25 protein-coding genes are annotated in these 23,755 nt (G+C 67.3%); 11 read left to right on the top strand and 14 right to left on the bottom strand.

The features are described from left to right. Positions 1 to 18: 18 nt before the first annotated feature. From N8888_RS17445 to pdhA, 4 genes are read right to left on the bottom strand one after another with little or no spacing between them, the layout of a single operon-like run. The gene (locus N8888_RS17445) at positions 19 to 1,404 is read right to left on the bottom strand and encodes a dihydrolipoamide acetyltransferase family protein (protein WP_053519855.1); all 1,386 of its coding nucleotides are present in this window, start codon (positions 1,402 to 1,404) and stop codon (positions 19 to 21) included. Further along, positions 1,401 to 1,754, bottom strand: coding sequence for an SH3 domain-containing protein (locus tag N8888_RS17440; RefSeq protein WP_053519854.1), 354 nt, complete (start codon positions 1,752 to 1,754; stop codon positions 1,401 to 1,403). The genes N8888_RS17445 and N8888_RS17440 overlap by 4 nt, the downstream gene beginning before the upstream one ends. A gap of 1 nt (position 1,755) precedes the next feature. Continuing rightward, a complete protein-coding gene (locus N8888_RS17435) occupies positions 1,756 to 2,823 on the bottom strand; it encodes an alpha-ketoacid dehydrogenase subunit beta (RefSeq protein ID WP_053519853.1) in 1,068 nt (355 codons plus the stop codon). Beyond that, positions 2,816 to 3,898 (bottom strand): pyruvate dehydrogenase (acetyl-transferring) E1 component subunit alpha, encoded by a 1,083-nt coding sequence (gene pdhA, locus N8888_RS17430; RefSeq protein WP_053519852.1) that lies wholly within the window; start codon positions 3,896 to 3,898, stop codon positions 2,816 to 2,818. The genes N8888_RS17435 and pdhA overlap by 8 nt, the downstream gene beginning before the upstream one ends. Before the next feature lie 335 nt (positions 3,899 to 4,233). Between pdhA and N8888_RS17425 the strand changes: the two genes are divergently transcribed. The 4 genes from N8888_RS17425 to N8888_RS17410 all read left to right on the top strand — a co-directional run bounded on the left by N8888_RS17425 (position 4,234) and on the right by N8888_RS17410 (position 8,675). Then, entirely contained in the window at positions 4,234 to 5,109 is an 876-nt protein-coding gene (locus N8888_RS17425; protein WP_053519851.1) for a tryptophan 2,3-dioxygenase, read from the top strand. 179 nt (positions 5,110 to 5,288) lie between these two features. After that, positions 5,289 to 6,788, top strand: coding sequence for a peptide MFS transporter (locus N8888_RS17420; RefSeq protein ID WP_053519850.1), 1,500 nt, complete (start codon positions 5,289 to 5,291; stop codon positions 6,786 to 6,788). A 16-nt stretch (positions 6,789 to 6,804) separates the two neighbouring features. Continuing rightward, positions 6,805 to 7,404, top strand: coding sequence for a thioredoxin family protein (locus tag N8888_RS17415; protein WP_053519849.1), 600 nt, complete (start codon positions 6,805 to 6,807; stop codon positions 7,402 to 7,404). Between the two features lie 131 nt (positions 7,405 to 7,535). Further along, on the top strand, positions 7,536 to 8,675 hold the full coding sequence (locus tag N8888_RS17410; RefSeq protein ID WP_164151947.1) for a hypothetical protein: 1,140 nt from the start codon (positions 7,536 to 7,538) through the stop codon (positions 8,673 to 8,675). Between the two features lie 43 nt (positions 8,676 to 8,718). On the opposite strand, the gene N8888_RS17405 is transcribed toward N8888_RS17410, so the two are convergent. Next, positions 8,719 to 9,213 carry a MarR family winged helix-turn-helix transcriptional regulator gene (locus tag N8888_RS17405; protein WP_065174367.1) on the bottom strand — a complete coding sequence of 165 codons (495 nt, stop codon included), beginning with the start codon at positions 9,211 to 9,213 and terminating at the stop codon, positions 8,719 to 8,721. A gap of 129 nt (positions 9,214 to 9,342) precedes the next feature. On the opposite strand from N8888_RS17405, the gene hppD reads away from it, so the two are divergent. Together hppD and hmgA are read left to right on the top strand one after the other, a co-directional pair. Beyond that, positions 9,343 to 10,455: a 4-hydroxyphenylpyruvate dioxygenase gene (gene hppD, locus N8888_RS17400; RefSeq protein WP_227255313.1), complete on the top strand. Its 1,113-nt coding sequence runs from the start codon at positions 9,343 to 9,345 to the stop codon at positions 10,453 to 10,455. Positions 10,456 to 10,538: 83 nt separating this feature from the next. After that, positions 10,539 to 11,837, top strand: a complete 1,299-nt coding sequence (gene hmgA / locus N8888_RS17395) for a homogentisate 1,2-dioxygenase (RefSeq protein WP_053515539.1) — start codon at positions 10,539 to 10,541, stop codon at positions 11,835 to 11,837. 3 nt (positions 11,838 to 11,840) lie between these two features. Here hmgA and N8888_RS17390 read toward each other — a convergent pair whose 3' ends face one another. Further along, on the bottom strand, positions 11,841 to 12,365 hold the full coding sequence (locus tag N8888_RS17390; RefSeq protein WP_263176226.1) for a hypothetical protein: 525 nt from the start codon (positions 12,363 to 12,365) through the stop codon (positions 11,841 to 11,843). Positions 12,366 to 12,486: 121 nt separating this feature from the next. Here N8888_RS17390 and N8888_RS17385 point away from each other — a divergent pair, with 121 nt between their 5' ends. Further along, positions 12,487 to 13,143, top strand: a complete 657-nt coding sequence (locus N8888_RS17385; RefSeq protein ID WP_263176224.1) for a hypothetical protein — start codon at positions 12,487 to 12,489, stop codon at positions 13,141 to 13,143. Between the two features lie 73 nt (positions 13,144 to 13,216). Then, entirely contained in the window at positions 13,217 to 14,182 is a 966-nt protein-coding gene (locus N8888_RS17380) for a sodium:calcium antiporter (protein WP_263176223.1), read from the top strand. Positions 14,183 to 14,246: 64 nt separating this feature from the next. Here N8888_RS17380 and N8888_RS17375 read toward each other — a convergent pair whose 3' ends face one another. From N8888_RS17375 to N8888_RS17340, 8 genes are all read right to left on the bottom strand, one after another. Beyond that, the gene (locus N8888_RS17375) at positions 14,247 to 14,636 is read right to left on the bottom strand and encodes a Na+/H+ antiporter subunit G (RefSeq protein ID WP_053515546.1); all 390 of its coding nucleotides are present in this window, start codon (positions 14,634 to 14,636) and stop codon (positions 14,247 to 14,249) included. Continuing rightward, positions 14,633 to 14,917 carry a K+/H+ antiporter subunit F gene (locus tag N8888_RS17370; protein ID WP_053515548.1) on the bottom strand — a complete coding sequence of 95 codons (285 nt, stop codon included), beginning with the start codon at positions 14,915 to 14,917 and terminating at the stop codon, positions 14,633 to 14,635. Before N8888_RS17370 ends, N8888_RS17375 begins: the two co-directional genes overlap by 4 nt. After that, complete coding sequence (locus N8888_RS17365) at positions 14,914 to 15,420, bottom strand: Na+/H+ antiporter subunit E (RefSeq protein WP_262101382.1); 507 nt, start codon at positions 15,418 to 15,420, stop codon at positions 14,914 to 14,916. The genes N8888_RS17370 and N8888_RS17365 overlap by 4 nt, the downstream gene beginning before the upstream one ends. Further along, positions 15,417 to 16,952 (bottom strand): monovalent cation/H+ antiporter subunit D, encoded by a 1,536-nt coding sequence (locus N8888_RS17360; protein WP_128988919.1) that lies wholly within the window; start codon positions 16,950 to 16,952, stop codon positions 15,417 to 15,419. The genes N8888_RS17365 and N8888_RS17360 overlap by 4 nt, the downstream gene beginning before the upstream one ends. Continuing rightward, positions 16,949 to 17,326: a Na+/H+ antiporter subunit C gene (locus N8888_RS17355; RefSeq protein ID WP_053515553.1), complete on the bottom strand. Its 378-nt coding sequence runs from the start codon at positions 17,324 to 17,326 to the stop codon at positions 16,949 to 16,951. Before N8888_RS17355 ends, N8888_RS17360 begins: the two co-directional genes overlap by 4 nt. Further along, positions 17,326 to 20,154, bottom strand: coding sequence for a monovalent cation/H+ antiporter subunit A (locus N8888_RS17350; RefSeq protein ID WP_065174372.1), 2,829 nt, complete (start codon positions 20,152 to 20,154; stop codon positions 17,326 to 17,328). The genes N8888_RS17355 and N8888_RS17350 overlap by 1 nt, the downstream gene beginning before the upstream one ends. 331 nt (positions 20,155 to 20,485) lie before the next feature. Further along, positions 20,486 to 20,971 carry an Mpo1 family 2-hydroxy fatty acid dioxygenase gene (locus N8888_RS17345; protein ID WP_053515557.1) on the bottom strand — a complete coding sequence of 162 codons (486 nt, stop codon included), beginning with the start codon at positions 20,969 to 20,971 and terminating at the stop codon, positions 20,486 to 20,488. Between the two features lie 117 nt (positions 20,972 to 21,088). Continuing rightward, the gene (locus N8888_RS17340; protein WP_053515559.1) at positions 21,089 to 22,015 is read right to left on the bottom strand and encodes a phosphoribosylaminoimidazolesuccinocarboxamide synthase; all 927 of its coding nucleotides are present in this window, start codon (positions 22,013 to 22,015) and stop codon (positions 21,089 to 21,091) included. 141 nt (positions 22,016 to 22,156) lie between these two features. Between N8888_RS17340 and N8888_RS17335 the strand changes: the two genes are divergently transcribed. Genes N8888_RS17335 through N8888_RS17325 form a run of 3 tightly spaced genes read left to right on the top strand, consistent with a single transcriptional unit; the run spans position 22,157 to position 23,688 of the window. Next, positions 22,157 to 22,486, top strand: a complete 330-nt coding sequence (locus tag N8888_RS17335; protein ID WP_005411327.1) for a J domain-containing protein — start codon at positions 22,157 to 22,159, stop codon at positions 22,484 to 22,486. A gap of 29 nt (positions 22,487 to 22,515) precedes the next feature. Then, positions 22,516 to 23,193, top strand: a complete 678-nt coding sequence (gene rpe, locus N8888_RS17330) for a ribulose-phosphate 3-epimerase (RefSeq protein ID WP_065174373.1) — start codon at positions 22,516 to 22,518, stop codon at positions 23,191 to 23,193. Positions 23,194 to 23,205: 12 nt separating this feature from the next. Then, complete coding sequence (locus N8888_RS17325; protein ID WP_065174518.1) at positions 23,206 to 23,688, top strand: GNAT family N-acetyltransferase; 483 nt, start codon at positions 23,206 to 23,208, stop codon at positions 23,686 to 23,688. Positions 23,689 to 23,755: the final 67 nt, after the last annotated feature.

Here is a 23,755-nt window from a genome sequence, read left to right as displayed (position 1 = left end):
TTCAGAGGTGGTGGTCGATCAGCTGGCCAGGGCCAGGTCGTCCATCATCGCGCGCAGGAAGCGGGCAGCTTCGCCGCCGGTGGCTGCGCGGTGGTCGAAGGTGACCGACAGCGGGATGACCTTGTGCGCTTCCACGCCGCCCATCACCGGGGTCATCTGATGGCGGGCACGGCCGGCACCGACGATGGCCACGCACGGCGGCACCACGACCGGGGTCGCGTAGCGGCCGGCGAACATGCCGAAGTTGGACAGCGAGATGGTGTAGCCACTCAGTTCCGAGGCCGCGATCGAGCGCGCTTCCACCTGCTCGCGCAGGCGGTTCACGCCCTCGCGGATGCCACGGGCATCCAGCATGTCGGCGTTGCGCAGGGCCGGCACGAACAGGCCGTCGTCGGTGTCCACGGCGATGCCAATGTCCACCTGCGCGTGCAGGGTGCGGGTCAGCGCTTCGCCATCGAACCAGGCGTTCATCGCCGGCACCTTCTGCGCGGCAACCACGATGGCACGCACCAGGCGGGCGGTGACGTCGTTGCCGGGCAGCCAGGCATGGATGTCGGCGTCGTCGTTGAGCGTGGTCGGTACAACCTTGCTGTGCGCATCGGCCATCACCCGCGCCATGTTGCGGCGCACGCCCTTCAGCGGTTCCGGCTGGCCCTTGGCGACCACGCCCGGCGGTTGCGTGCGCATCGGCTTGCCCGCCGCAGACAAGGGGGTGCGGGTTTCGTTCTGAACCGGCGCAGACACCTGCGCCGGGGCCGGCGCGGCATAGGCCGCAGCGGCAGCCGGGGCCGGCGCGGCGCCGAGCTTGGCGGTGCCGTTGGCGGCGGCCTGCTTGACGTCGGCCATGGTCACCGCGCCATCGCTGCCGGTGGCGCGCACGCGGCTCAGGTCCACGCCCAGCTTGCGGGCCATCGCACGCACCGCCGGTACGGCCTTGACGCCACCGACGGCCAGCGCCTGCTCGGTGTGCACGGCATTGGAGCTCTGCATCGCGCCGACCACTGTGCCGGCGTCATCGCGCTCGGCCTTGGCGTCCTCGGCGGCGGCCGGTGCCGGAGTCGGCAGCGGCGGCGGGGTCGGTGCTGCGGCCGCAGCCGGTGCCGGCGCATGGCCGTGGCTGTGGCCGGTGTCCTGGCCATCGGCACGCTGCGGCAGGTTCGGGTCGATCTCGAAGCTGGCCAGCACCGAGCCGGTCGGAATGATGTCACCGGCCGCACCGGACAGCTTCAGCACCTTGCCGGAGACCGGCGACGGCACTTCCACCACGGCCTTGGCGGTCTCCATCGACACCAGCGGCTCGTCCAGCTTGATCACATCGCCTTCCTTCACGAACCACTCGACGATGGTCGCGTCCGGCAGGCCTTCGCCCAGGTCGGGCAGGTTGAAATTCTTGGTCTGGCTCATTTGCAGTTCTCTTCCAGCAGTTCCAGTTCGCGGGCCGGCAGCCAGCCCGTCGCACCATTGGCGCGCTCGGACCACCACCATCCGCCGTGTTCGTGATGCAGCTTGACCATCTCGCCGCTTTCCACATCCAGCTCGCGGGCGTCGTAATCGCGCAGGGCTTCGGCGCGACCGTCGTCCAGCAGTTGCAGCCAGGCGACGGGCGCCCAGCCGGCGCGTCCATCGCTGGTGCGTACCCAGGCAAACGCCGGCCATTCCTCGTCACGTACGCCTACTTCGACGATCTGGCCGGTGCGGAACCGGAGCGGGTTGGGATACTGGCTGCGGTAAGCCCCAAGGAGGCGGGCCCGCATGTCAGCCTGCCGCCACCGCGCGCTTGGCCGCGGTCACGATCCGGTCCACGCTCGGCAGGTACTTCATCTCCAGGCGGAACAGCGGAATGTGGGTGTCGTAGCCGGTAACGCGCTCGACCGGGGCCAGCAGGTCGTACATGGATTCCTCGGCCAGGCGCGCGGCGATTTCCGCACCGAAGCCCGCGGTCTTCGGGGCCTCCTGCACGATCACGCAGCGGCCGGTCTTGGACACCGACTCGGCGATGGTGGCGAAGTCCAGCGGACGCAGCGTGGCCACGTCGATGACTTCGGCACTGATGCCCTCGCCAGCCAGCTTGTCGGCCGCTTCCAGCGCTTCCTTCACCTGTGCACCCCAGGCGACCAGGGTCACGTCGGTGCCGTCGCGCAGCACGAAGCACACGTCCAGCGGCAGGGCTTCGCCGTCGTTGACGACCACTTCCTTGTACTGGCGGTAGATGCGCTTGGGCTCCATGTAGATCACCGGATCGGGATCGCGCATGGCGGCCAGCAGCAGGCCATAGGCGCGCTGCGGGCTGGACGGCAGCACCACGCGCAGGCCCGGCACGTTGGTGAAGATCGATTCGTTGGCTTCGCTGTGGTGTTCCGGCGCACGGATGCCACCGCCCCACGGCACGCGCAGCACCATCGGGCAGTGCAGGCGGCCACGGGTACGGGTACGCAAGCGCGCGGCGTGGCAGATGATGTGGTCGACCATCGGGTAGACGAAGCCATCGAACTGGGCTTCGGCCACCGGCTTCATGCCCTGCGCGGCCAGGCCGACGGTGAGGCCGGCGATGGTCGTTTCATCCAGCGGGGTGTCGAGGATGCGCTGCGCACCGAAGCGCTGCTGCAGGCCGGCGGTGGCGCGGAACACGCCGCCGTTGACGCCCACGTCCTCGCCCAGCACCAGCACCGACGGGTCGTGTTCCAGCTCCCAGGCCAGCGCCTGGGTGATGGCTTCGATCAGGGTGATGGGGGTAGCGGTCATTGCGATGTCTCCACCAGCGACAGCAGCGCTGTCGGCGGCATTGGCCTGGGAAGCGGAAGCGCCCGTCTTGATGTCATCCATGGCGCTGCTCCAGGGCAATGGCGGCCGCGCGCTGGGCCAGAAGATCCGGCGGCGGATCGGCATACAGGTAGTCGAACATCGCCTCGACCGGCTGCACCGGGGTATTGAGGTACTGGTTCACTTCCTCGTCGACCCTGGCGCCGCACTGCTCCACCCAGGCCTTTTCTTCATCCTCGCTCCACACGCCCTGGGCGGTGAGGTACTTGCGCAGGCGCAGCATCGGCTCACGGGTCCAGGCATCCTTCACTTCGGCGTCGTCGCGGTAGCGGCGCGCGTCGTCGGCGGTGGTGTGGTCGGACAGGCGGTAGGTCATCAGTTCCAGCACGGTGCCGCCTTCGCCGGCGAGGCCGCGCTCGCGCGCCTGTTCCATCGCCGCCAACACCGCGATCAGATCGTTGCCGTCCACCTGCAGGCAGTGCAGGCCGCCAGCCAGGCCCTTCTGTGCCAGCGTTTCGGCGCCGGTCTGCGCCGAGCGCGGCACCGAGATGGCCCAGCCGTTGTTGACGATGCACAGGATCAGCGGCAGCTTGTAGGCACCGGCAGAGTTCAGTGCGGCATAGAAGTCGGTCTTCGAGCTGCCGCCATCGCCACACACCGCCACCGCGACCTGCTGCTCGTTGTTGAGCTTGAACTTCAGCGCGGCGCCCGCAGCGTGCAGGCACTGCGTGGAAATCGGCACGCAGAACGGGAAGTCCTTCACCGCATTGCCGGTGAAGTCGTTGCCGCGCTCGTCGCCGCCCCAGTACATCAGCACGTCGTACGGACGCACGCCACGCATGAACATCGCGCCGTACTCGCGGTAGCTCGGGCCGAGCACGTCGCCTTCGCGCATGCCGGCGCCGATGCCCACGTGCGCAGCCTCATGACCCAGGCAGGCGGCATAGGTACCCAGCTTGCCGGTGCGCTGCAGGGCGATGGATTTGCTGTCGAACGTGCGTACGTACAGCATCTGCTTGAACAGCGGCACCAGGACGCGCGGATCCTTCAGGGATTCGGGCAGGTCGTCGCGGACGAGCGTGCCGTCCGCATCCAGATACTGCAGGTATTCGATCTTGAATTCAGCGGCAACCGTCATCGCGTACTGCACCTTCGACAGAGAAGTTACAAATGATATGAATCGCCATGTTAAGGAACGCGTACGAAATAGCCTTCCTGCGGCGCAACACGGCGATTCCCCGTTGTACCCCTGCCGGCGGGTGGAGGGCCAATAACAACAACGTATTCAGTCGTTGCTGCATAGCATCAGAATACGCCTCCGGCTGACTGCCGGCGCAACGTCGCAAACGGTTCCACGCGCGGGCCCGCCATTGCCGGGTGATCCACGGCTCACCGCACAGCCCGGTATGGACCTTCCGGCTGCCAGCGCGGCGGCAACGCGCTACCCTTGCCGCCCCCGATCTGGTCCCGCCCATGTCCGTCGACAACAACCAACGCGATCTCGAAGCCGGCATCCACACCGACCTGCACGGCCGGCTGACCTACGGCGGCTACCTGCGGCTGGACCAGCTGCTCAGTGCCCAGCAGCCGCTGTCCAACCCGCCGCACCATGACGAGATGCTCTTCATCATCCAGCACCAGACGTCGGAGCTGTGGTTGAAGCTGCTGGGGCACGAGCTTGGCGCGGCGATCGGCTTCCTGCAGCGCGATGAAGTCTGGCAGTGCCGCAAGGTGCTGGCCCGCAGCAAGCAGGTGCTGCGCCAGCTCACCGAGCAGTGGTCGGTGCTGGAAACCCTGACCCCGTCCGAGTACATGGGCTTCCGCGACGTGCTGGGGCCTTCCTCGGGCTTCCAGTCGCTGCAGTACCGCTACATCGAGTTCCTGCTGGGCAACAAGAACGCGCAGATGCTGCAGGTGTTCGAGCATGATCCGGCCGGGCAGGCGCAGCTGCGGAGCGTGCTGGAGGCACCCAGCCTGTACGAGGAATTCCTGAAGTACCTGGCCCGCTTCGGCCACGCCGTGCCGGCGATGTATGAGACCCACGACTGGACCCAGCCGCATGTGGCCGACGACGCCCTGCAGCCGGTCTTCGAGCGCATCTACCAGGACACCGACCGCTACTGGCGCGAGTATTCGCTGTGCGAGGACCTGGTGGACCTGGAGACGGCCTTCCAGCTCTGGCGGTTCCGCCACATGCGTACGGTGATGCGGGTGATCGGCTTCAAGCGTGGTACCGGAGGCTCGTCCGGGGTCGGCTTCCTGCGCCAGGCGCTGGAGCTGACCTTCTTCCCCGAGCTGTTCCAGGTGCGGACCACGCTGCAGGCCGCGCCCCCGCCGGAGCTGGGCTGATCCCCATTCATCCGGATCCCGGCCGGCGGCTGGATCGTTTCAGATGCAAGTTCAGCGAGCAGGCGGGCACCTGCCTCAAACGGCGTGTATTTGACGTGAACGCCACAAGTCGGTGATCCTCGCGCGTTGCTCCATTGCACATCGGACGTGCTCGTCATCCACCGAACCAGGAATCCCGCATGAGCGTAAACGCCACTGCGAACACCCCGGAGCCGGCGCTGCCGGACTTCAAGACCACGCTGGGCCACCCGCGCCCGCTGTGGATGCTGTTCATGACCGAGTTCTGGGAACGCTTTGCGTTCTACGGCATCCGCTGGGCCTTGGTGCTCTACATCGTCGCCCAGTTCTACAACGGCAACGCCGCCGGCGAGGGCGATGCCAGCCGTATCTACGGTGCCTATCTGGCGCTGGTGTACGCGGCGGCGATCTTCGGCGGCTACGTGGCCGACCGGGTGCTGGGCTACCAGCGCTCGATCCTGACCGGCGCGATCATCATGGCGGCCGGCCTGTTCATGATCTCGCTGCCGGAAGAGCATCTGTTCAAGCTCGGCCTGGCCACGATCATCGTGGGCAACGGCCTGTTCAAGCCGAACATCTCCACCATGGTCGGCAAGCTGTATGGCCTGAAGGACGAGCGCCGCGATTCGGGCTTCACCATCTTCTACATGGGCATCAACATCGGCGCGATGATCGCCCCGGTGCTGACCGAGTACCTGGCCCGCAAGGTGTTCGGCACTTCGGAAATGCCGTCGTACAAGGTCGTGTTCATCGCCTCCGGCGTGGGCATGCTGATCTCGCTGGTGTGGTTCTACATCGGCCGGGCCGGCCTGAAGGGCATCGGCGCACCGCCGGCCGGTGCCGAAGGCTTCGGTCGCATCGTGATGGTGCTGGTAGGCGCGCTGGTGGCCATCCCGGTCGCCTACTTCCTGCTGGCGACCGGCGCCACCGCGCTGGCCTGGATCCTGGGCGTGATGTTCGCTGCGCTGGCCGTGCTGCTGCTGGTCGAAGGCATCCGCGAGGGCAAGGTGCAGCGCGACCGCGTGATCGCCATGCTGATCATCTTCGCGTTCAACGTCATGTTCTGGATGTTCTTCGAACAGGCCGGCAGCTCGTTCACCTTCCTGGCCGAGAACATCGTCAACCGTGACTTCGGCAACTGGACCTTCCCGACCGCGTGGTTCCAGTCGGTGAACTCGGTGGCCATCATCACCCTGGCGCCGCTGATCGCCTGGATCTGGGTGGCCCTGGGTCGCGCCAATCCGTCCATCCCGCGCAAGTTCGGCCTGGGCCTGCTGTTCAACGGCGCGGCCTTCGCCCTGCTGATGTTTGCCCTGTCGCAGATGGTCGTGGACGGCAAGATCCCGTTCTGGACCCTGTTCATGGTCTACGTCATCCAGTCCGTCGGTGAGCTGTGCCTGTCGCCGATCGGCCTGTCGATGGTGACCAAGCTGGCCCCGGTCCGCCTGGTCGGCTTCGGCATGGGTGGCTGGTTCCTGTCCACCGGCATCGGCAACAACCTGTCGGGCATCTTCGCCGGCGCCGTCAGTGGTGAAGGCGGCATGACGATCGATTCGGCACTGAAGGGGTATACCTTCGGCTTCTGGGCCCTGATCGGTTCCGGCGTGGTGCTGTTCCTGATCGCCCCGCTGATCAACAAGCTGATGCACGGCGTCAAGTGATGAGAGGGTAGCTGGCATGCGTACGAAGCTCGGTGGTGCGATGGGGATGGTCTGTGCGGCGCTGATCGGCGCGTGTTCGCAACCCCCGCCACCCGCCGCCACCGGGCCGACGCAGCCACTGGATACCCGTCCCACCGAGCCACCGGTCGCTGACCCCAGCGAACCGGTGGCCTCGGGCAACACCCCGGTGGCGGCGGATATCGCCGCCATCGCCGGGCTCAGTGCACAGTTCGACCCGGCCCGCGACCCCGCCGACGATCTGGCCACCGCCAAGGTGGAAGCCCAGCGTGGCAAGAAGCGCATCATCCTCGAGGTCGGCAACGCCGGCTGCGACCGCTGTCATGCGCTGGACCAGATCGTGGAGGGGGATGGCGACCTGCGCCGTTTCCGCGATGCCCACTACGTGTGGGTGAAGGTCAACGAGAGCGACGAGAAGCCCAACAGCGCTTTCCTCGGCCAGTTCCCGGAGATGGGCCGCGACTACCCCTACCTGCTGGTGCTCGATGCCGACGGCACCCTGCTGGCACCGCAGGCAACGGCGGCAATGCGCAGGGGCGAGACCTACCTGCCGGCGCAGGTGATGGCCTTCCTCAAGCAGTGGGCGCCTGATCGGTAGCGCCGGGCCATGCCCGGCGGATGCGCGCGCCGTCACATTCCCAGCATCGCCGCCTCAATTTCATCGCACGCACGCCGTTACCGGCAAGGCTCCCGGTCGACCCGACGTCGACGCACCCTACCGGAACGCCCATGCACAGCGACCACGCCGAACGATTGCCCGATCCTGCCAGCAGCCTGGGCGAGGGTGGTGCTGGCGAGGGCGTGACCCTGCCGGCACAGGACGCACTGCTGGATGACGTCGGCATCGGCGACAGTGCCCCCGAAGCGGCCCCGCCGCACCATCGCCTGCCGCAGATCGCACTGCCTGACAACGTCGTGCTGAAGGGCGCGGTGCAGACGCTGGTGGAACAGAAATCGCGACTCGATGCGCTGGCGTCGCAGGGCCAGCTGGCCGGCCTGCTGCCGCCGGAATGGCAGGGCAACGGCGTACGCGCCATCGAGCTGTCCAACTTCATCCAGGGCGTGCTGCCGTTCCTGCAGCCGGGAGAACGTGGCGAGACCGCGGCCGCACGCCTGCCGGTGCGTCATGTGCTGGGCGACGACAGCCGTTGGGGCCTGCCGGATGTGGCCGAACCGAAGTCGCTGGCGTGGTACCTGGCCAGTGACGAACGCGCCACTGCGGGCGGCAGGGACGTGGCCGAAGCCTTTCTGGTCGGGGCGCTGGGCGTGGCGTGGATGCAGGAGGGGCGCAGCCGCGCGGGCTTCCTGCGTGCCGTGGGGCAGGACAGCCTGGCCGCGCGGGTGACCATGCTGGGCTATCCGGCGGCCACCGAGCTGGCGCTGTACAGCGTGGTCGCGCATGGCCAGTCGCAGGTCTGGTGCGTGCACGCTCGCCGTCGCATGCGTCCACTGGTCGCGCCATGGCTGAGCGTGCCGCTGTTGACGGCGTACGGGGTGCCCGCACCGGTGCCATGGCCGTCCGCGTTCCCGCCCGTGGACGCCGTTGCCGAGGCGCTGGCGACCGCGCGCCAGGGACGCGCGCTGCCCGAGGTGGATCTGGGCAAGGTGGTGGCGAAGATGGCCGAAGACGCAGCCGGCGAAGCATGGCAACCGGTCAGCCTGCTGCAGCTCAACACGTGGTCGCCGCGCTGGCATTTCTTCCTCGGCACCTTCGTCGGCGTGCCGTCGCTGCTGCTGGTGGCTGCCGCGCTGGCTCTGCCGGGGGCGGTCGAAGCGGCCACGGTTGCCGCGTCGCTGGGCTTTGCCGGTGGCGCGATCGGTGCACTCGCAGTGCCGTGGATCCATGCGCGGCGCAAGCACCTGAGCTGAACCGTGCTGTCCTGAGACCGGGGCCGAGCCCCGGCGGCACGCCTCAGACGCCTTCGCCCATCCGTTCCAGGCCATCGCCCGCCAGGCGCAGGATCAGCGTCTCCAGCAGCTGTTCCTCCTCCTCGCTCAGCACCGACATCAGCTTGCGGGTGATCTCGATCACCAGCGGCGCGATGGTCTCGTACACCTCGAAGCCCGCTGCCGACAGGGCCAGGACCGAGCGGCGACGGTCGTCGCCATGGGTCTCGCGCTTGATGAAGCCACGCTCGAGCAGGCGCGCCACCGCGCGGCTGACCGCCACCTTGTCCATCGCCGTGCGGTCGGAGACCTCGCTGGCCGACGACCCGGGATACAGCGCCAGGATGGTGATGACCCGCCATTCCGGAATGGCCAGACCGTAGCGATCACCGTACAGCTTGGCGATGTTGCCGCTGACCCGGTTGGACAGCACGCTCAGCCGGTAGGGCAGGAACTGTTCCAGGTCGAGCAGGACGTGCGATGCACGCAGGCGTGTCGAAGCGGGATCGGCGGGGCTCATGTTGCGGTGCACCTTGCTGGTGGTTTCAAGTGTAACTATAAGGGTTGGGTCCAGACCCTGCATTCTCGCCGGGTCGTTACCTGCCCGCACCTGGTTTGTACCGATGCGGTACCGATTCGGAGCCCCGCCATGAATACCGCAGTCCAGCCCTCCTCGCATCCCAATCCGGGCATGCAGGTCACCACCTTCGAGAACCCGATGGGCATCGATGGTTTCGAGTTCGTCGAGTTTGCTGCCCCGGCCGGCCGCGGCCAGGAGCTGCACGACTACTTCCGCAGGATGGGCTTCACGGCGGTGCTCAGGCACAAGCAGCGTCCGATTACCGTCTATCGCCAGGGCGACGTCAACTTCCTGGTCAATGAAGACCCGGATTCGTTCGCTGCCGACTTCGCCGAAAAGCATGGTCCGTGCGCCTGCGGCTTCGCCATCCGCTTCAAGAAGCCGGGCCAGGAGGTCTACCAGACCGCGCTGGGCAACGGTGCCGAGGCCATCGGCTTCAAGCCGGACAGCAAGGCGGTCGGCGCGCCGGTCATCAAGGGCATCGGTGACTGCATGCTGTACCTGGTCGACCGCTATGGCAGCGCCGGCAGCATCTACGACGGCGACTACGAGCCGATCGCCGGCGTCGATCAGCATCCGGTGGGCTTCGGCCTGACCTTCATCGACCACCTGACCCACAACCTGTACTTCGGCAACATGCAGCAGTGGTCGGACTACTACGAGCGGCTGTTCAACTTCCGCGAGATCCGCTACTTCGACATCAAGGGCCTGAAGACCGGCCTGGTGTCCAAGGCCATGACCGCGCCGGACGGCATCGTGCGCATTCCGCTCAACGAATCGTCCGATCCGAAGAGCCAGATCAACGAATACCTGGACGCCTACAAGGGCGAGGGCATCCAGCACATCGCCTGTTTCACCGAGAACATCTACGAGACCGTCGAGGCGATGCGTGCGCAGGGCGTGGATTTCCTCGACACACCGGACACCTACTTCGACGTGATCGACCAGCGCGTGCCGAACCATGGCGAGGACGTGCCGCGCCTGGCGAAGAACAAGATCCTCATCGACGCCGATCCGGAAACCCACCAGCGCAAGCTGCTGCAGATCTTCACCCAGAACTGCATCGGCCCGATCTTCTTCGAGATCATCCAGCGCAAGGGTAATGAAGGTTTCGGCGAAGGCAACTTCACTGCGCTGTTCGAGAGCATCGAGCGCGACCAGATCCGCCGCGGCGTGCTGTAACGTTTCAGACCTGCACCCTCAGCGGTAGCGCCGGGCCATGCCCGGCGGCTTTCCGTTCCGGCCTTGCCGTTCCAGGAGCCCCCATGTCCACCTCCATCACCGCCCGTGGCTACCAGTCCGGTTTCGGCAACGAATTCGCCACCGAAGCCGTGGCCGGCGCGCTGCCGGTCGGGCAGAACTCGCCGCAGAAGGTGGCCCATGGCCTGTATGCCGAGCAGCTGTCCGGCACCGCCTTCACCGCGCCGCGCGGCAGCAACCGGCGCAGCTGGCTGTACCGGATCCGCCCGGCGGTGACCCATGGTGAGTTCACCCCGTTCGCGCAATCGCGCCTGCAGTGCGATTTCGGCTCGCAGCCGGCCTCGCCGAACCAGCTGCGCTGGAGCCCGCTGCCGCTGCCGGAACTGCCCACCGACTTCGTCGAAGGGCTGTACACCATGGGCGGCAATGGTTCGCCGGATGCCCACGCCGGCGTCGGCATTCATCTGTATGCCGCGAACCGGGACATGGTTGGCCGCTACTTCTACGATGCCGACGGCGAACTGCTGATCGTGCCCCAGCTGGGTGGCCTGCGCCTGCTGACCGAGCTGGGCGTGATCGAGATCGAACCGCAGCAGATCGCGGTGATTCCGCGTGGCGTGCGCTTCCGCGTCGAGCTGCCTGATGGCCCGAGCCGGGGCTACATCTGCGAGAACTACGGCGCCCTGCTGAAGCTACCCGATCTGGGGCCGATCGGCGCCAACGGCCTGGCCAATCCGCGCGACTTTGAAACCCCGCATGCGGCCTTCGAGGACCTCGACGGTGAGTTCGAACTGATCGCCAAGTTCGAAGGACGCCTGTGGCGCGCGCCGATCGACCATTCGCCGCTGGACGTGGTCGCCTGGCACGGCAATTACGCGCCGTACCGCTACGATCTGCGCCGCTTCAACACCCTCGGTTCGATCAGCTACGACCACCCGGACCCGTCGATCTTCCTGGTACTGCATTCGCCCAGCGACACAGCAGGGACCAGCAACATGGATTTCGCCATCTTCCCGCCGCGCTGGCTGGTGGCGCAGAACACCTTCCGGCCACCGTGGTTCCACCGCAACATCGCCAGCGAGTTCATGGGCCTGGTGCACGGTGCCTACGATGCCAAGGCCGAAGGCTTCGTGCCGGGCGGCGCCTCCCTGCACAACTGCATGAGCGGCCACGGACCGGATGCACCGACCTTCGACAGGGCCTCCAGTGCCGATCTGTCCAAGCCTGACGTGGTCAAGGACACCATGGCCTTCATGTTCGAGACCCGCGCGGTGATCCGCCCGACCGCCCAGGCGCTTGATGCCGGGCACCGGCAGGCCGATTACCAGCAGTGCTGGGCAGGGTTGCGCAACAACTTCCGATGAGCCTCATGCGGCATCGGTGAAGGCGTCGCAGTGCTCCAGCGGCAGGACTTCCAGCAGCCGCTGCCGTACGCGTTCGCAGTAGCCTTCGGAGGTCAGCGTGGGCAGTACCTGCAACGCCGAGTGCAGCACCTGCAGCACATCGGTCTGCGCACGTGCCTGCTGCAGGTCGCGGAACAGCGCCGCTGCCTGTGGATGCCGCTGCAGCTCCAGGATACCCAGCACATAGATCCGTGAGGCGACCAGCGAGCGACGCCGTTCGATCGGCGTGGCCGCGGTCGCGGGTGTCTGCGGCCGTGCAGGGGTGGGCCCGGATGCCGTCACTGCGGGAGGAGGGGCGTCGGCTTCCAGATAGCCGGCATGGATCAGCTGGATCAGCATGGCCGGCGTCTCCTGGCCCATCAGCCCGCTCAGCTCGGTGACGCTGCGCTGGCCATCGCACAGGATCAGCAACCGGCGCTGGCGCATGTCCAGCGGCGCGCGGTGCGCCTGCAGCGCGGTTCGGGCGAGATCGGTCTTGCGCGGTTGCATGGATGGGACAGCCAGGACGGTGCACGCCGAGCCTGAACGAAGGCGATGAAACAGCGATGACAATGCAGCGCCTGCACGCGGCCTGCGGTAGCGTCCGCCCATCCCTCCTGGAGCGACACCGATGAAACTGCTGCCATTGGCTGGCCTGATGCTGCTGTCCCTGACCGCCTGTGGCGGTGGTTCGGACAAACAGGGAGCGGCCGGCAGCGGCAGCGACTCGCCGGCCGAGACCGCCAGTGCCACCGGCCCGGCGCAATCGGCCGATCCGGACCTGGCGTCACGGCCGGCCAACGATGCCCGCGCCGACAGCCCCGCGCGCTTGAACGGTTTCGGCGGGGTGGCGCTGGGTGCGGGCATCGCCGAGGTGCGCAGCGGCTTCGGCGCGCCGCTGCAGGGGCTGGGCAGCGATGCGGCAGGCAGGCCATTGCCGGCCGACGACGGCAACGAGGACTGCTATTTCCTGCGTCCGCAGCAGGCTGATGACCCACGCCTGATGATCGAAGGCCGCAAGCTGGTCCGCTATGACGTGCGCAGCGCCGCCATCACCGCGCCAGGCGGCGGCAGGGTCGGCATGACCCTGGGCGAGTTGCAGGTGCTGTATCCGGAGCGTGCCGATGTCGGTCCCGACAAGTACGACGACAAGGCCCAGCACCTGCGCGTGCGTCCGGCGCAGGAAGGTGCGGCGGTGATCGATTTCGCCCTGGGGCCCGACGGCCGGGTCAGCGCGTGGCGGGTCGGCCAGACCCCGCAGGTCGATTACACCGAAGGTTGTGGCTGATCCTTGATGCAGCGCCCAGCCTCGCGGCCGGGCCAAGCGTAGAATCGCGCGACGACCGCTGGGGGAGTGCTCGATGATCGCCATTGCCATCGCCTGGTTTCTGCTTGGCCTGCTGCTGCTGGGGCTCGGCGGAGACTCCATCGTCAAGGCCGTTTCCGGCCTGGCCCAGCGCTTCGGTGCCCGCCCGTTCACGGCGGGTCTGCTGCTGCTCGGCGTGGCGACGTCGATGCCGGAGCTGGTGGTCAACGCCCGCGCGCTGGCCGTGGGCCAGCCGGAACTGGCGCTGGGCAACGCGGTGGGCAGCAGCATCGCCAACCTGGGCCTGACGCTGGCGATCGCGGCGATCGCGGCCCCGTTGCTGCTGCGCGCGCGCCTGCAGGCCGTGCTCTGGTGGTCGCTGCTGGGGGCCGGCGTTCTGTTGATCCTGTTCGGGCTGGATGGCCGCCTCGCGCGCTGGGAAGGTGTCGTGCTGCTGGCCGGCTTCGTCGTCATGCAGGCCGTGCTGATACGCCGTGGCCGCAGTGAGACCGCCGATGTGCAGGCGGCCATCGCACGATCGGCGCTGAGCCGCACCAGCCTGCCGTTGAATATGCTGCGTGTGCTGGTGGCCGTGGTGGCCCTCTACTGGGGGGCGCGGCTGGTCGTTGGCGCGGCGGCCGACTTCGGCGTCGCACTTGGATGGACGCCGCTGCTGGTCGGCCTGCTGCCGCTTGCGATCGGCACGGCCTTGCCGGAGGTGGCCACCGCCATCGCCGCCGCGCGGCGTGGCCATGGCGACATGGTGCTGGGCCACGTGCTCGGCTCCAGCGCGGTCAATCTGCTGCTGGTGATCGGCGCGATGGCGGCGCTGCAGCCGCTGGCCCTGCCGGCATCGTTCGTGCGCCTGGAACTGCCCGCGCTGCTGGCCTTTGCCCTGGTGCTGTATCCGATGCTGCGTGGCGACCTGAAGATCAGCCGTGGCGAAGGCGTGATCCTGCTGGTGGCGTTCGTCGGCTGGTTCGTATTGGAACTGCTGCTGGTGGGTGCACCGGCACTGTAGCGCCGAGCCCATGCACGGCTCGGCAGCAGATCCCCGCCCTGAGTGGATGCGGGGAGTCGTGTGATCAGCGTGTCGGGCTCTGCTCTTCTTTCCGCGCCGGCTCCGGCGGCGGCAGCTGCTCTTCGGCAGCCCGTTCGTTGCCGGGCAGGGTAGGACGGGTTTCCATCAGCAGCGACAACGCGGCCTTGGCCATCATGTGCGCGCTGATCGGCGCGGTGATGAACAGGAAGACGGTGATCAGCAGCTCGCGCGGCTGCGGATCCTGGCCGAGGAAGATGTGGTAGCAGACCGAACACACCAGCACGCAGCCCACGCCCAGCGTGCTGGCCTTGGTCGGCGCATGCAGCCGCTTGAAGAAGGTCGACAGCTTCACCAGGCCCAGCGCACCGACCAGGATGAAGAAGCAGCCGAACAGCAGCAGGACCGACAGGCCGATCTGGATCGCGGTGATCATTCGACGATGTCCCGGCGCAGCACGAACTTGCTCAGCACCACGGTGCTGCCGAAGCCGAGCATGGCGATCACCAGTGCGGCCTCGAAGTAGATCGGCGAGTTGAGGTACATGCCGAACAGCATCAGTTCGGCGATGGCAGTCACTGAAAGTGTGTCGAGGGCGAGGATGCGGTCAGGCACGCTCGGGCCGCGCAGCAGGCGCCAGGTCGCCAGCAGCATGGCCAGTCCGACCACGTGCATGCATACCACCAGGGTGGTCTGGATGACTTCAAAACCGGTCATGGGAAGATCTCCATCAACGGGGCTTCGTATCGTTGCTTGATCGTGTCGATCAGCGCCTGTGGATCCTCCAGGTGCAGCACGTGCACCAGCAGGAACCTGCGGTCGTCGCTGAGTGCCGCCGACACCGTACCCGGGGTCAGGGTGATCATGCTGGTCAGCGCGGCGATGCCGTGGATGTTGGCGATGTCCAGCGGCAGCCAGATGAAGCCCGGATGGATGTTCTTCTCCGGGCCGAGCACCTGCAGGGCCACCCGGATGTTGGACATCAGGATGTCCCACAGGGTGACGCACAGCAGCTTCGGTACCGGGCGCAACGTGCCGATGCGGGCGAACTCGCGGTCCAGGCGCGCGGCGAACAGCGGCACGACCACGCCCAGCACAAGGCCCAGCAGGATCTGGCCAAGGTTGAAGCTGTCGGACATCAGCAGCCAGAACGCCACCACCATCATGCTCAGTGCGGGCGACGGTACCAGGCGGCGGAACAGGGAACGTTGCGCGGTCATGGCTGGCGGATCTCCGGTGTGGTCGCGCGCAACTGCTGCACGTACTCGCCCGGCTGCAGCAGCTGGGCGGCGGTGGCGTCGGTATGGCGCATCAGCGGGGCGGCGGCCAGGGTCATGCCGATGCCGTAGGCCAGCAGGATGCAGGCAGCGAACAGCTCGACCCTGCGCAGCTTGGCCTTGCGGGGCGGCGGCGCGTCCGGCTCGGGCAGCGGCACGCGCCAGAACAGGCGGATGCCCCCTCGGGTCAGGCCCATGATGACCAGCAGGCTGCTGACCAGCACGGCCGTCCATACCGCGCCGGTGTACTGCGCCGGCATCCCGGCCAGCAGGGCGGCCTTGGCCAGGAAGCCCGACAGCGGCGGAAGTCCGGCGACCGACACGGCGCCGATCAGGAACAGTACCGCCGGCGTTTCCTTGCCCGGCATCGGTGCGATCACTTCCTTGCGGTCGCTGGCACCGCCGCGTCGGCGCCGGATCAGGTCGGCCACCAGGAACAGCGCGGCAGCGACGAAACTGCTGTGTGGCAGATAGTACAGACCGGCGGAGAGCACCTTCGGCGTGCCCACCGCGAAGGCAATGAACAGGGTCGCGGCCGAGACGATCACCAGGTAGGAGATCAGCACGCGCAGGCGCGCGGCGGCCAACGCGCCCAGGCCGCCCAGTACCAGCGTGGCCACGCCGGCCCACAGCAGCCAGTCGCGTCCGTATCCGGCCATCGCGCCGGCGTCCTCGCCGAACCACAGCATCTGCACGCGCAGCACGGCGTACAGGCCGACCTTGGTCATGATCGCAAACAGCGCAGCGACCGCAGCAGGTGCGCGCGCGTACGATTCGGGCAGCCAAAGGTACAGCGGCATCAGGGCGGCCTTGGCGCAGAACACCAGCAGCAGCAGGCCCATCGTGGCCTTCACCAGGGTCAGCTGTGCCGGCGGAACCTCGGCGATGCGCTGCGACAGCTCCGCCATGTTCAACGAGCCGAGCGAGGCGTACAGCAGGCCGAGTGCGATCAGGAACAGCGTCGATGCGGTGACATTGAACACCACGTAGTGCAGGCCGATGCGCATGCGCAGGCCACGGCCGCCGCTCAGCAGCAGGCCGTAGGAAGCGATCAGCATCACCTCGAAGAACACGAACAGGTTGAAGATGTCGCCGGTGAGGAACGCACCGTTGAGGCCGACCAGCTGGAACTGGAACAGCGCATGGAAGTGCGGCGCGCGCCGGTCCCAGCCCGAGCAGGCATGCAGCAGGCAGGGGATGGCCAGCAGCAGGGTGGTCAGCAGCATCCACGCCGACAGCCGGTCGGCCACCAGCGCGATGCCCAGGCGCGAGGGCCAGTCTCCCAGCAGGTAGACGCGGATGTCACCGCCTGCCGTATCGGCGAACAGCAGCCCGACCACCACGGCCAGGGCCGCCAGTGCCGTCCAGGCCACGGTCCGCTGTACCTTCGGACCATAGCGGCGATGCTCGACGAACAGTGACAGTGCGGCGCCGAGCAGGGGAACCAGGATCGGCAGGATCACCAGATGGTTCATGCGCGGTCCTCGCCCTGGCGCGGCGGCGCATCGTCATCGGGCTCGTGCGCGTCCACGTGGTCGCTGTGGTTGTCGCTGCGGCTGCGCATGGCCAGCACGATGCTCACTGCAGTCATCGCGAAGGCGATCACGATGGCCGTCAGTACCAGCGCCTGTGGCAACGGGTCGGTGTAGTTGCCCAGGTGGCTTTCGACGCCTTCCTGCAGCACCGGTGCCTTGCCCTGCACCAGGCGCCCACCGGCAAAGATCAGCAGGTTGGTGGCGTAGGACAGGAAGGTCATGCCAAGGATCACGTCGAAGCTGCGCGCCCGCAGCAGTAGGTACACGCCGATGGCGGTCAGCACGCCGATCGCAGTGGCCAGGGCCAGTTCCATCAGTGCATCTCCCCGGTGCGGGCCGAACGGCGTTGCAGATCGATCTCGCCCTTGCGGGCGGTGCGGGTTCGAGAGGGCTTGACCGTGCCCATCATCGACAGCATCAGCATGGCGCCACCGAACACCACCAGGTACACGCCGATGTCGAAGCCGATCGCGCTGGCCAGCGGCACGTCGCCGATCAGCGGCAGGTGCAGGTCGAGGTGCCCGCTGGTCAGGAACGGCACGCCGAACAGCATCGAAGCACTGCCACTGAGCAGGGCGATCAGCAGGCCGGTGCCGATGCACCGGATGTAGTCGAAGCCGAAGCGCGACTCCACCGATGCCGTACCCTGGATCACGTACTGGATCAGCAGCGGCACCGCCAGTACCAGGCCGGCGATGAACCCGCCGCCCGGGGCGTTGTGACCGCGCAGGAACAGGAAGATGGAGACCGTCAGCGTCAGCGGGAACATGATCTGCGCCAGGTCGGCCGGTACCGGCAGCTTGATCGGCGGCCCGGGCATGATCTGCTCCGGGGCCATCCGCGTGCGGCGCAGCAGCGCGTGCACCACCAGCGCGGCGATGCCGAACACCGTGATCTCGCCGAAGGTATCAAAGCCGCGGAAGTCGACCAGGATCACGTTGACCACGTTCTGGCCATACGCTTCGGGCAGGGCACGCGCCACCAGCTCACCGGCCATGGTGTTCGGCGGCAGGGTCATCGCGGTATAGGCCAGCGCGCCGAGACCGGAACCGGCGATGACCGCGATCAGCGCGTCGCGGCGCTTGCGCCAGCGCGGCCGCTCCGGTCCGGACTGCGCGGGCAGATAGTTCATCCCCAGCAGCATCAGGACCAGGGTCACCATCTCCACCAGCAGCTGGGTCAGTGCCAGATCCGGTGCCGACAGGAACACGAAGGTCAGCGCCACCATCAGGCCGACGCCGCCCACCAGCAGCACCGCCAGCAGGCGCTGCTTGTACACGCGCAGCGTGGCGATCGCGCAGCCCATCATCACCAGCCACAACGCCCAGCCCAGCAGTGGAATCGGCTGCGGCGCGGTCCAGTTCGGGGACGCCGGGTTCGCCACGAACGGCGCGGCGGCCACCACGATCGCGACCAGCACCAGGCCCAGCAGCATCCGCTGCAGGCTGCCGTTGGCAATGCCGTTGGTCAGGCGCATGGCCAGTGCGGAAACCGCATCCAGCTGCGCATGGAACACGTTGCGGCCGGTGGTGGTATTGGTCACGGCATGCAGGTTGATCAGCTTGCGCAGGCCGAAGTACAGGGCGATACCGCCCACCACGCCGATCGCGCTCATCGCCAGCGGCAGGTTGAAGCCATGCCATACCGACAGGCTGTACTCGGGCATGGCGCTGCCGAGGATGGAGGCGGCAGCGGCATGCAGGACCGGCGCCACCGTCAGCGCGGGCGCGATGCCGACTGCCACGCAGACCACCACCAGCAGTTCCACCGGTACCTTCATCCAGCGCGGCGGTTCATGGGGAACGCGGTCCAGCCCGTGCGGGCCGGGGCCGAAGAAGGTGTCGTGCACGAAGCGCAGGCTGTAGGCCACGCCGAACACGCCGGCCAGCAACGCCGCAATCGACACCGCCATGCGCATGGTCTCGGTGCCGCCGGCGCTGATCGCCTCGGCGAACAGCATTTCCTTGGACAGGAAGCCGTTGAGCAGCGGAATGCCGGCCATGGCCAGCGAGGCGATGATCGCCAGTGCGCTGGTGAAGGGCATCAGTTTCCGCAGCCCGCCCAGCTTGCGCATGTCGCGGGTGCCGGTCTCATGGTCGATGATGCCGGCGGCCATGAACAGCGAGGCCTTGAAGGTGGCGTGGTTGAGGATGTGGAACACGCCGGCGACCACCGCCATCGGCGTGGACAGGCCGAACAGCAGGGTGATCAGGCCCAGGTGGGAGATCGTCGAATACGCCAGCAGCCCTTTCAGGTCGTGCTGGAAGATCGCGTTCCAGGCGCCGATCAGCAGGGTGAGCGCGCCGATGCCGCTCACCGTATAGAAGAACAGGTCGCTGCCGGCCAGTGCCGGATGCAGGCGCGCCAGCAGGAACACGCCTGCTTTGACCATGGTGGCCGAGTGCAGGTAGGCCGAGACCGGTGTCGGCGCCGCCATCGCATGCGGCAACCAGAAATGGAACGGGAACTGCGCGCTCTTGGTGAAGATGCCGGCCAGCACCAGGAACAGGGCATAGGGATACAGCGCGCTGGCGCGGATCTGTTCACCGGCCGCCAGCACCACATCCAGGTCGAAGCTGCCGACGATGCGCCCGATCAGCAGCACGCCACCGAGCAGGGCCAGCCCGCCGCCGCCGGTGATCACCAGCGCCATGCGTGCGCCCTCGCGCGCATCCTGGCGATGCGACCAGAAGCCGATCAGCAGGAACGAGCTGATGCTGGTCATTTCCCAGAAGATCATCAGCAACAGCAGGTTGCCCGACAGCACCATGCCGAGCATGGCGCCCATGAACAGCAGCAGGTAGCAGTAGAAGCGGTGGGCGTTGTCCTGCGCACTGAGGTAGTACCGCGCGTACAGCACCACCAGCGCGCCGATGCCCAGCACCAGGCCGGCAAACATCCAGGCCAGGCCGTCCAGCCGCAGATGGAAGTCCAAGCCGATTTGCGGCAGCCAGGGCAGCAGGGTGCGGACGATCTGGCCGTCGAGCACCGCCGGGGTGAGCCAGCCGAGAATGGCCAGGCCGCCCAACGGCGCCAGCGCCGCCAGCCAGGCAGCAGTCGAGCGCGAACTACGGGGGAAGGCCGCAACAGCCGCTGCCATCAGGAACGGCAGGGCCAGCAGCAGAGGCAGGCTGGGGAGCATGCAGGGAATCCATGATTCACGAGCAGGTCAGTGAGGATAACAGGCTGCGAAATGTCGCCGAAAGCCATCGAACGGCGATCAACTGCCTGTAACGTTCGCTGATTCATTTTTTTGCAGCGCAGCATCTCCTCCGCGGTGCCGGCCAGGGGCTGCGGCCGGCTGCACCCTACGCCCGCGCACGGCGACCGCAGGCCCTGTCGCACAGGGGCTGCCGCTGCGGCAGGCGCCCCGCCAGAGGGGCAGAGCGTGCAGGCTGGCAGGCCGGCGGTGGACCGCAGGTGAGGAAATCCGCCCGTTCAGGAAGCGAGGGTGACGCCCGCCCGGAGGCGTGTCAGTAACGCCAGTCGAGCCTGCGATAGAGCTTGGCCATCACCCAGGCCGGGCCGATCAGCAGGTAGGTCAGGTCGGTCAGGAAGCTGGGCTTGCGGCCCTCGAACTTGTGCCCGATGAACTGCGCGATCCAGGCCACCACGAACACCGTCACCGCCAGCCAGAACAGGTTGTGCAGGCCGATCTCGGCCTCCAGCAGGCGGCACAGGCAGCCGAACACGAAGAACTGGATGAGCATGCCGATGCCCAGCGGACGCGACAGCTTGTTGTAGAAGCACCAGGCACTGAACATCGCGAACGCCGACCAGATGCCGTACTGGAACCAGGTGATCAGGGGGGGCAGGCACCACAGCAGGGCCACGGCCGACCACAGGATGGCCGGTACCGCGACCACGTGGATGCGCTGGTTGATCGTATTGCGGTGATCGTCGGAGTAGCTGGCGAAGTAGCGGTCGATCGGCCGCGCGAGCTCGGTGGTGGTCTGCATGCTTCTTCGCTTCCTCCGGTGAGGCCGACAGCATACTCCCGGGCGCCTTCGCACAGCGCCACCCTGGGCGCTGCCGGGCAGGACGCCCCCGGTCGCTGCGACCGGGGGCGCAGGGGATCAGTCGACGCTGATCCCGGCCAAACGCTGCAGCGCCTCGGCGTACTTGGCGCGGGTGCGCTCGATGATCTCCGCCGGGATGTTCGGGCCCGGGGCGGTCTTGCCCCAGTCCAGCGTCTCCAGGTAATCGCGCACGAACTGCTTGTCGTAGCTGGGCGGGCTGGTGCCCACTTCGTACTCGTCGGCCGGCCAGTAACGCGATGAATCCGGCGTCAGCATCTCGTCCATGATGTACAGGCGGCCGTCGGCATCGGTGCCGAACTCGAACTTGGTGTCGGCCAGGATGATGCCGCGCTCGCGGGCGTAATCGGCGGCGAACTTGTAGATGCGCAGGGTGGCATCGCGCACGCGCTCGGCCAGTTCGGCGCCGACCTGCCGCACCATCGCATCGAAATCGATGTTCTCGTCATGGTCGCCCACCGCGGCCTTGGTCGAGGGGGTAAAGATCGGTTCGGGCAGCTGCTCGGCCTGGCGCAGCCCATCGGGCAGGTCGATGCCGCTGACCTTGCCGGTGCGCTGGTAGTCCTTCCAGCCGCTGCCGATCAGGTAGCCGCGGGCGATCGCTTCCACCGGCACCGGCTTCAGCTTGCGGGTGACCACGGCGCGCCGGGCGTACAGCGCCGGGTCCACGCCTTCAGGCAGCACGCTGGCCACGTCGATGCCGGTCAGGTGATTGGGCATCAGGTGCGCGGTCTTGGCGAACCAGAAATTGGAGACCTGGCAGAGCATTTCGCCCTTGCCGGGGATCGGGTCGGGCAGCACCACGTCGAACGCCGACAGGCGATCGGTGGCGACCATCAGCAGGTAGTCGCCCGGCGGGGTCCCTGCAGGCAGCCGCTCGCGCGGGATATCGAACACATCACGCACCTTGCCGCGGTGGCGCAAGGGCAGGCCGGGGAGATCGGATTGCAACAGCGTGGTTGGCACGGGCACTCCTGGGGCGTTGTCGATACGGCTGCCCAACGGACCCGGCGGGCCCGCTGACCAGCGGGCGGCCTAGTGTAAAGCCGTCCGGGCCCGCTGTGACGTAAAATGAGCGTCCATTTCGTCGGTCGACCCCGGAGCGCCATGCGCTGGTACGGAAAACTGCTCGGATTCATCGCCGGCGCCCTGCTGTTCCGGCCCAATCCGCTGTTCGGCGCGGTGGTCGGCCTGCTGATCGGCCATGCCTTTGATTCGGATTGGTTCCGCCTGAACAAGGAGAACCCGTACCGGGAGCTGGGGCTGACCTCCGAGGCCACCGATGCCGAGGTCGAGCGCGCCTACCGCAAGCTGATCTCGCAGTACCACCCGGACAAGCTTGGCGGCGCCGCCCCCGAGCTGCAGCAGCAGGCCGAGCAGAAGTCGCGGCGCATCAACGCCGCCTACGACCGCATCAAGACCCTGCGCAAGCGCTGACCCCTTTCCCCTCGTTGCAAGGCCCGGCCATGTCCCACTGCCTCATCGCCCCCTCCATCCTGTCCGCCGATTTCGCCCGCCTCGGCGAGGAAGTCGACAACGTCCTGGCCGCCGGTGCGGACTGGGTCCACTTCGACGTGATGGACAACCATTACGTACCCAACCTGACCATCGGCCCGATGGTCTGCCAGGCACTGCGCAAGCACGGCGTGACCGCGCCGATCGACGTGCACCTGATGGTCGAGCCGGTGGACCGCATCATCCCGGACTTCGCCGAAGCCGGTGCCACCTACATCAGCTTCCATCCGGAGGCCAGCCGCCACGTGCACCGCACGATCCAGCTGATCCGTTCGCTGGGCTGCAAGCCGGGCATCGTGCTGAACCCGGCCACGCCGGTGGACATCCTCGACTGGGTGCTGGATGACCTGGACCTGGTGCTGCTGATGTCGGTCAACCCGGGATTCGGCGGCCAGGCCTTCATTCCTTCGGCGCTGGACAAGCTGCGCGTGGTCCGCCAGAAGATCGATGCCAGCGGCAAGGACATCCGCCTGGAAATCGACGGTGGCGTGAAGGCCGACAACATCGGCGAGATCGCGGCTGCGGGCGCCGACACCTTCGTCGCCGGCTCGGCCATCTTCAATGCCAAGACCCCTTACCAGGATGTGATCGCGCAGATGCGCGCCAACGTCGCTGCGGCGCGAGGCTGAGGCATGAGCACGGTGGCCGTGTTGAACATCCGCCCGGCCACTGCCGCCGACGCGGGCCTGATCCTGCGCTTCATCCGTGAGCTGGCCATCTACGAGCGGGCCGAGCATTCGGTGCAGACCGACGAGATCGGCATCGCCGAAAGCCTGTTCGGTCCCGACGCAACTGCCCGCGCGCTGATCTGTGAAGCCGATGGCGAGGCCATCGGCTATGCGGTGTATTTCTACAACTACTCCACCTGGCTGGGCCGCAAGGGCATCTACCTGGAAGACCTGTATGTCAGCCCGCAGCAGCGGGGCGCGGGCGCTGGCAAGGCGCTGCTGAAATACATCGCGCGGCAGGCGGTCGCCGAAGGCTGCGGTCGCTTCGAATGGTCGGTGCTGGACTGGAACACGCCGGCCATCGAGTTCTACACCGCAGCGGGCGCGAAACCGCAGGATGAGTGGACCGTATACCGGCTGCAGGGCCAGGCGCTGCACGATTTCGCCAACGGCTGACGATCGCGCCCGGGTGCGACTTCAAAAAAAAGGCCACGCCCATCGTTGGCGTGGCCTTGCTGCATGC

The organism is Stenotrophomonas maltophilia (assembly GCF_025642255.1).
Lineage (GTDB): Bacteria > Pseudomonadota > Gammaproteobacteria > Xanthomonadales > Xanthomonadaceae > Stenotrophomonas > Stenotrophomonas maltophilia_P.
This window is presented reverse-complemented; position numbering and strand designations above follow the sequence as displayed.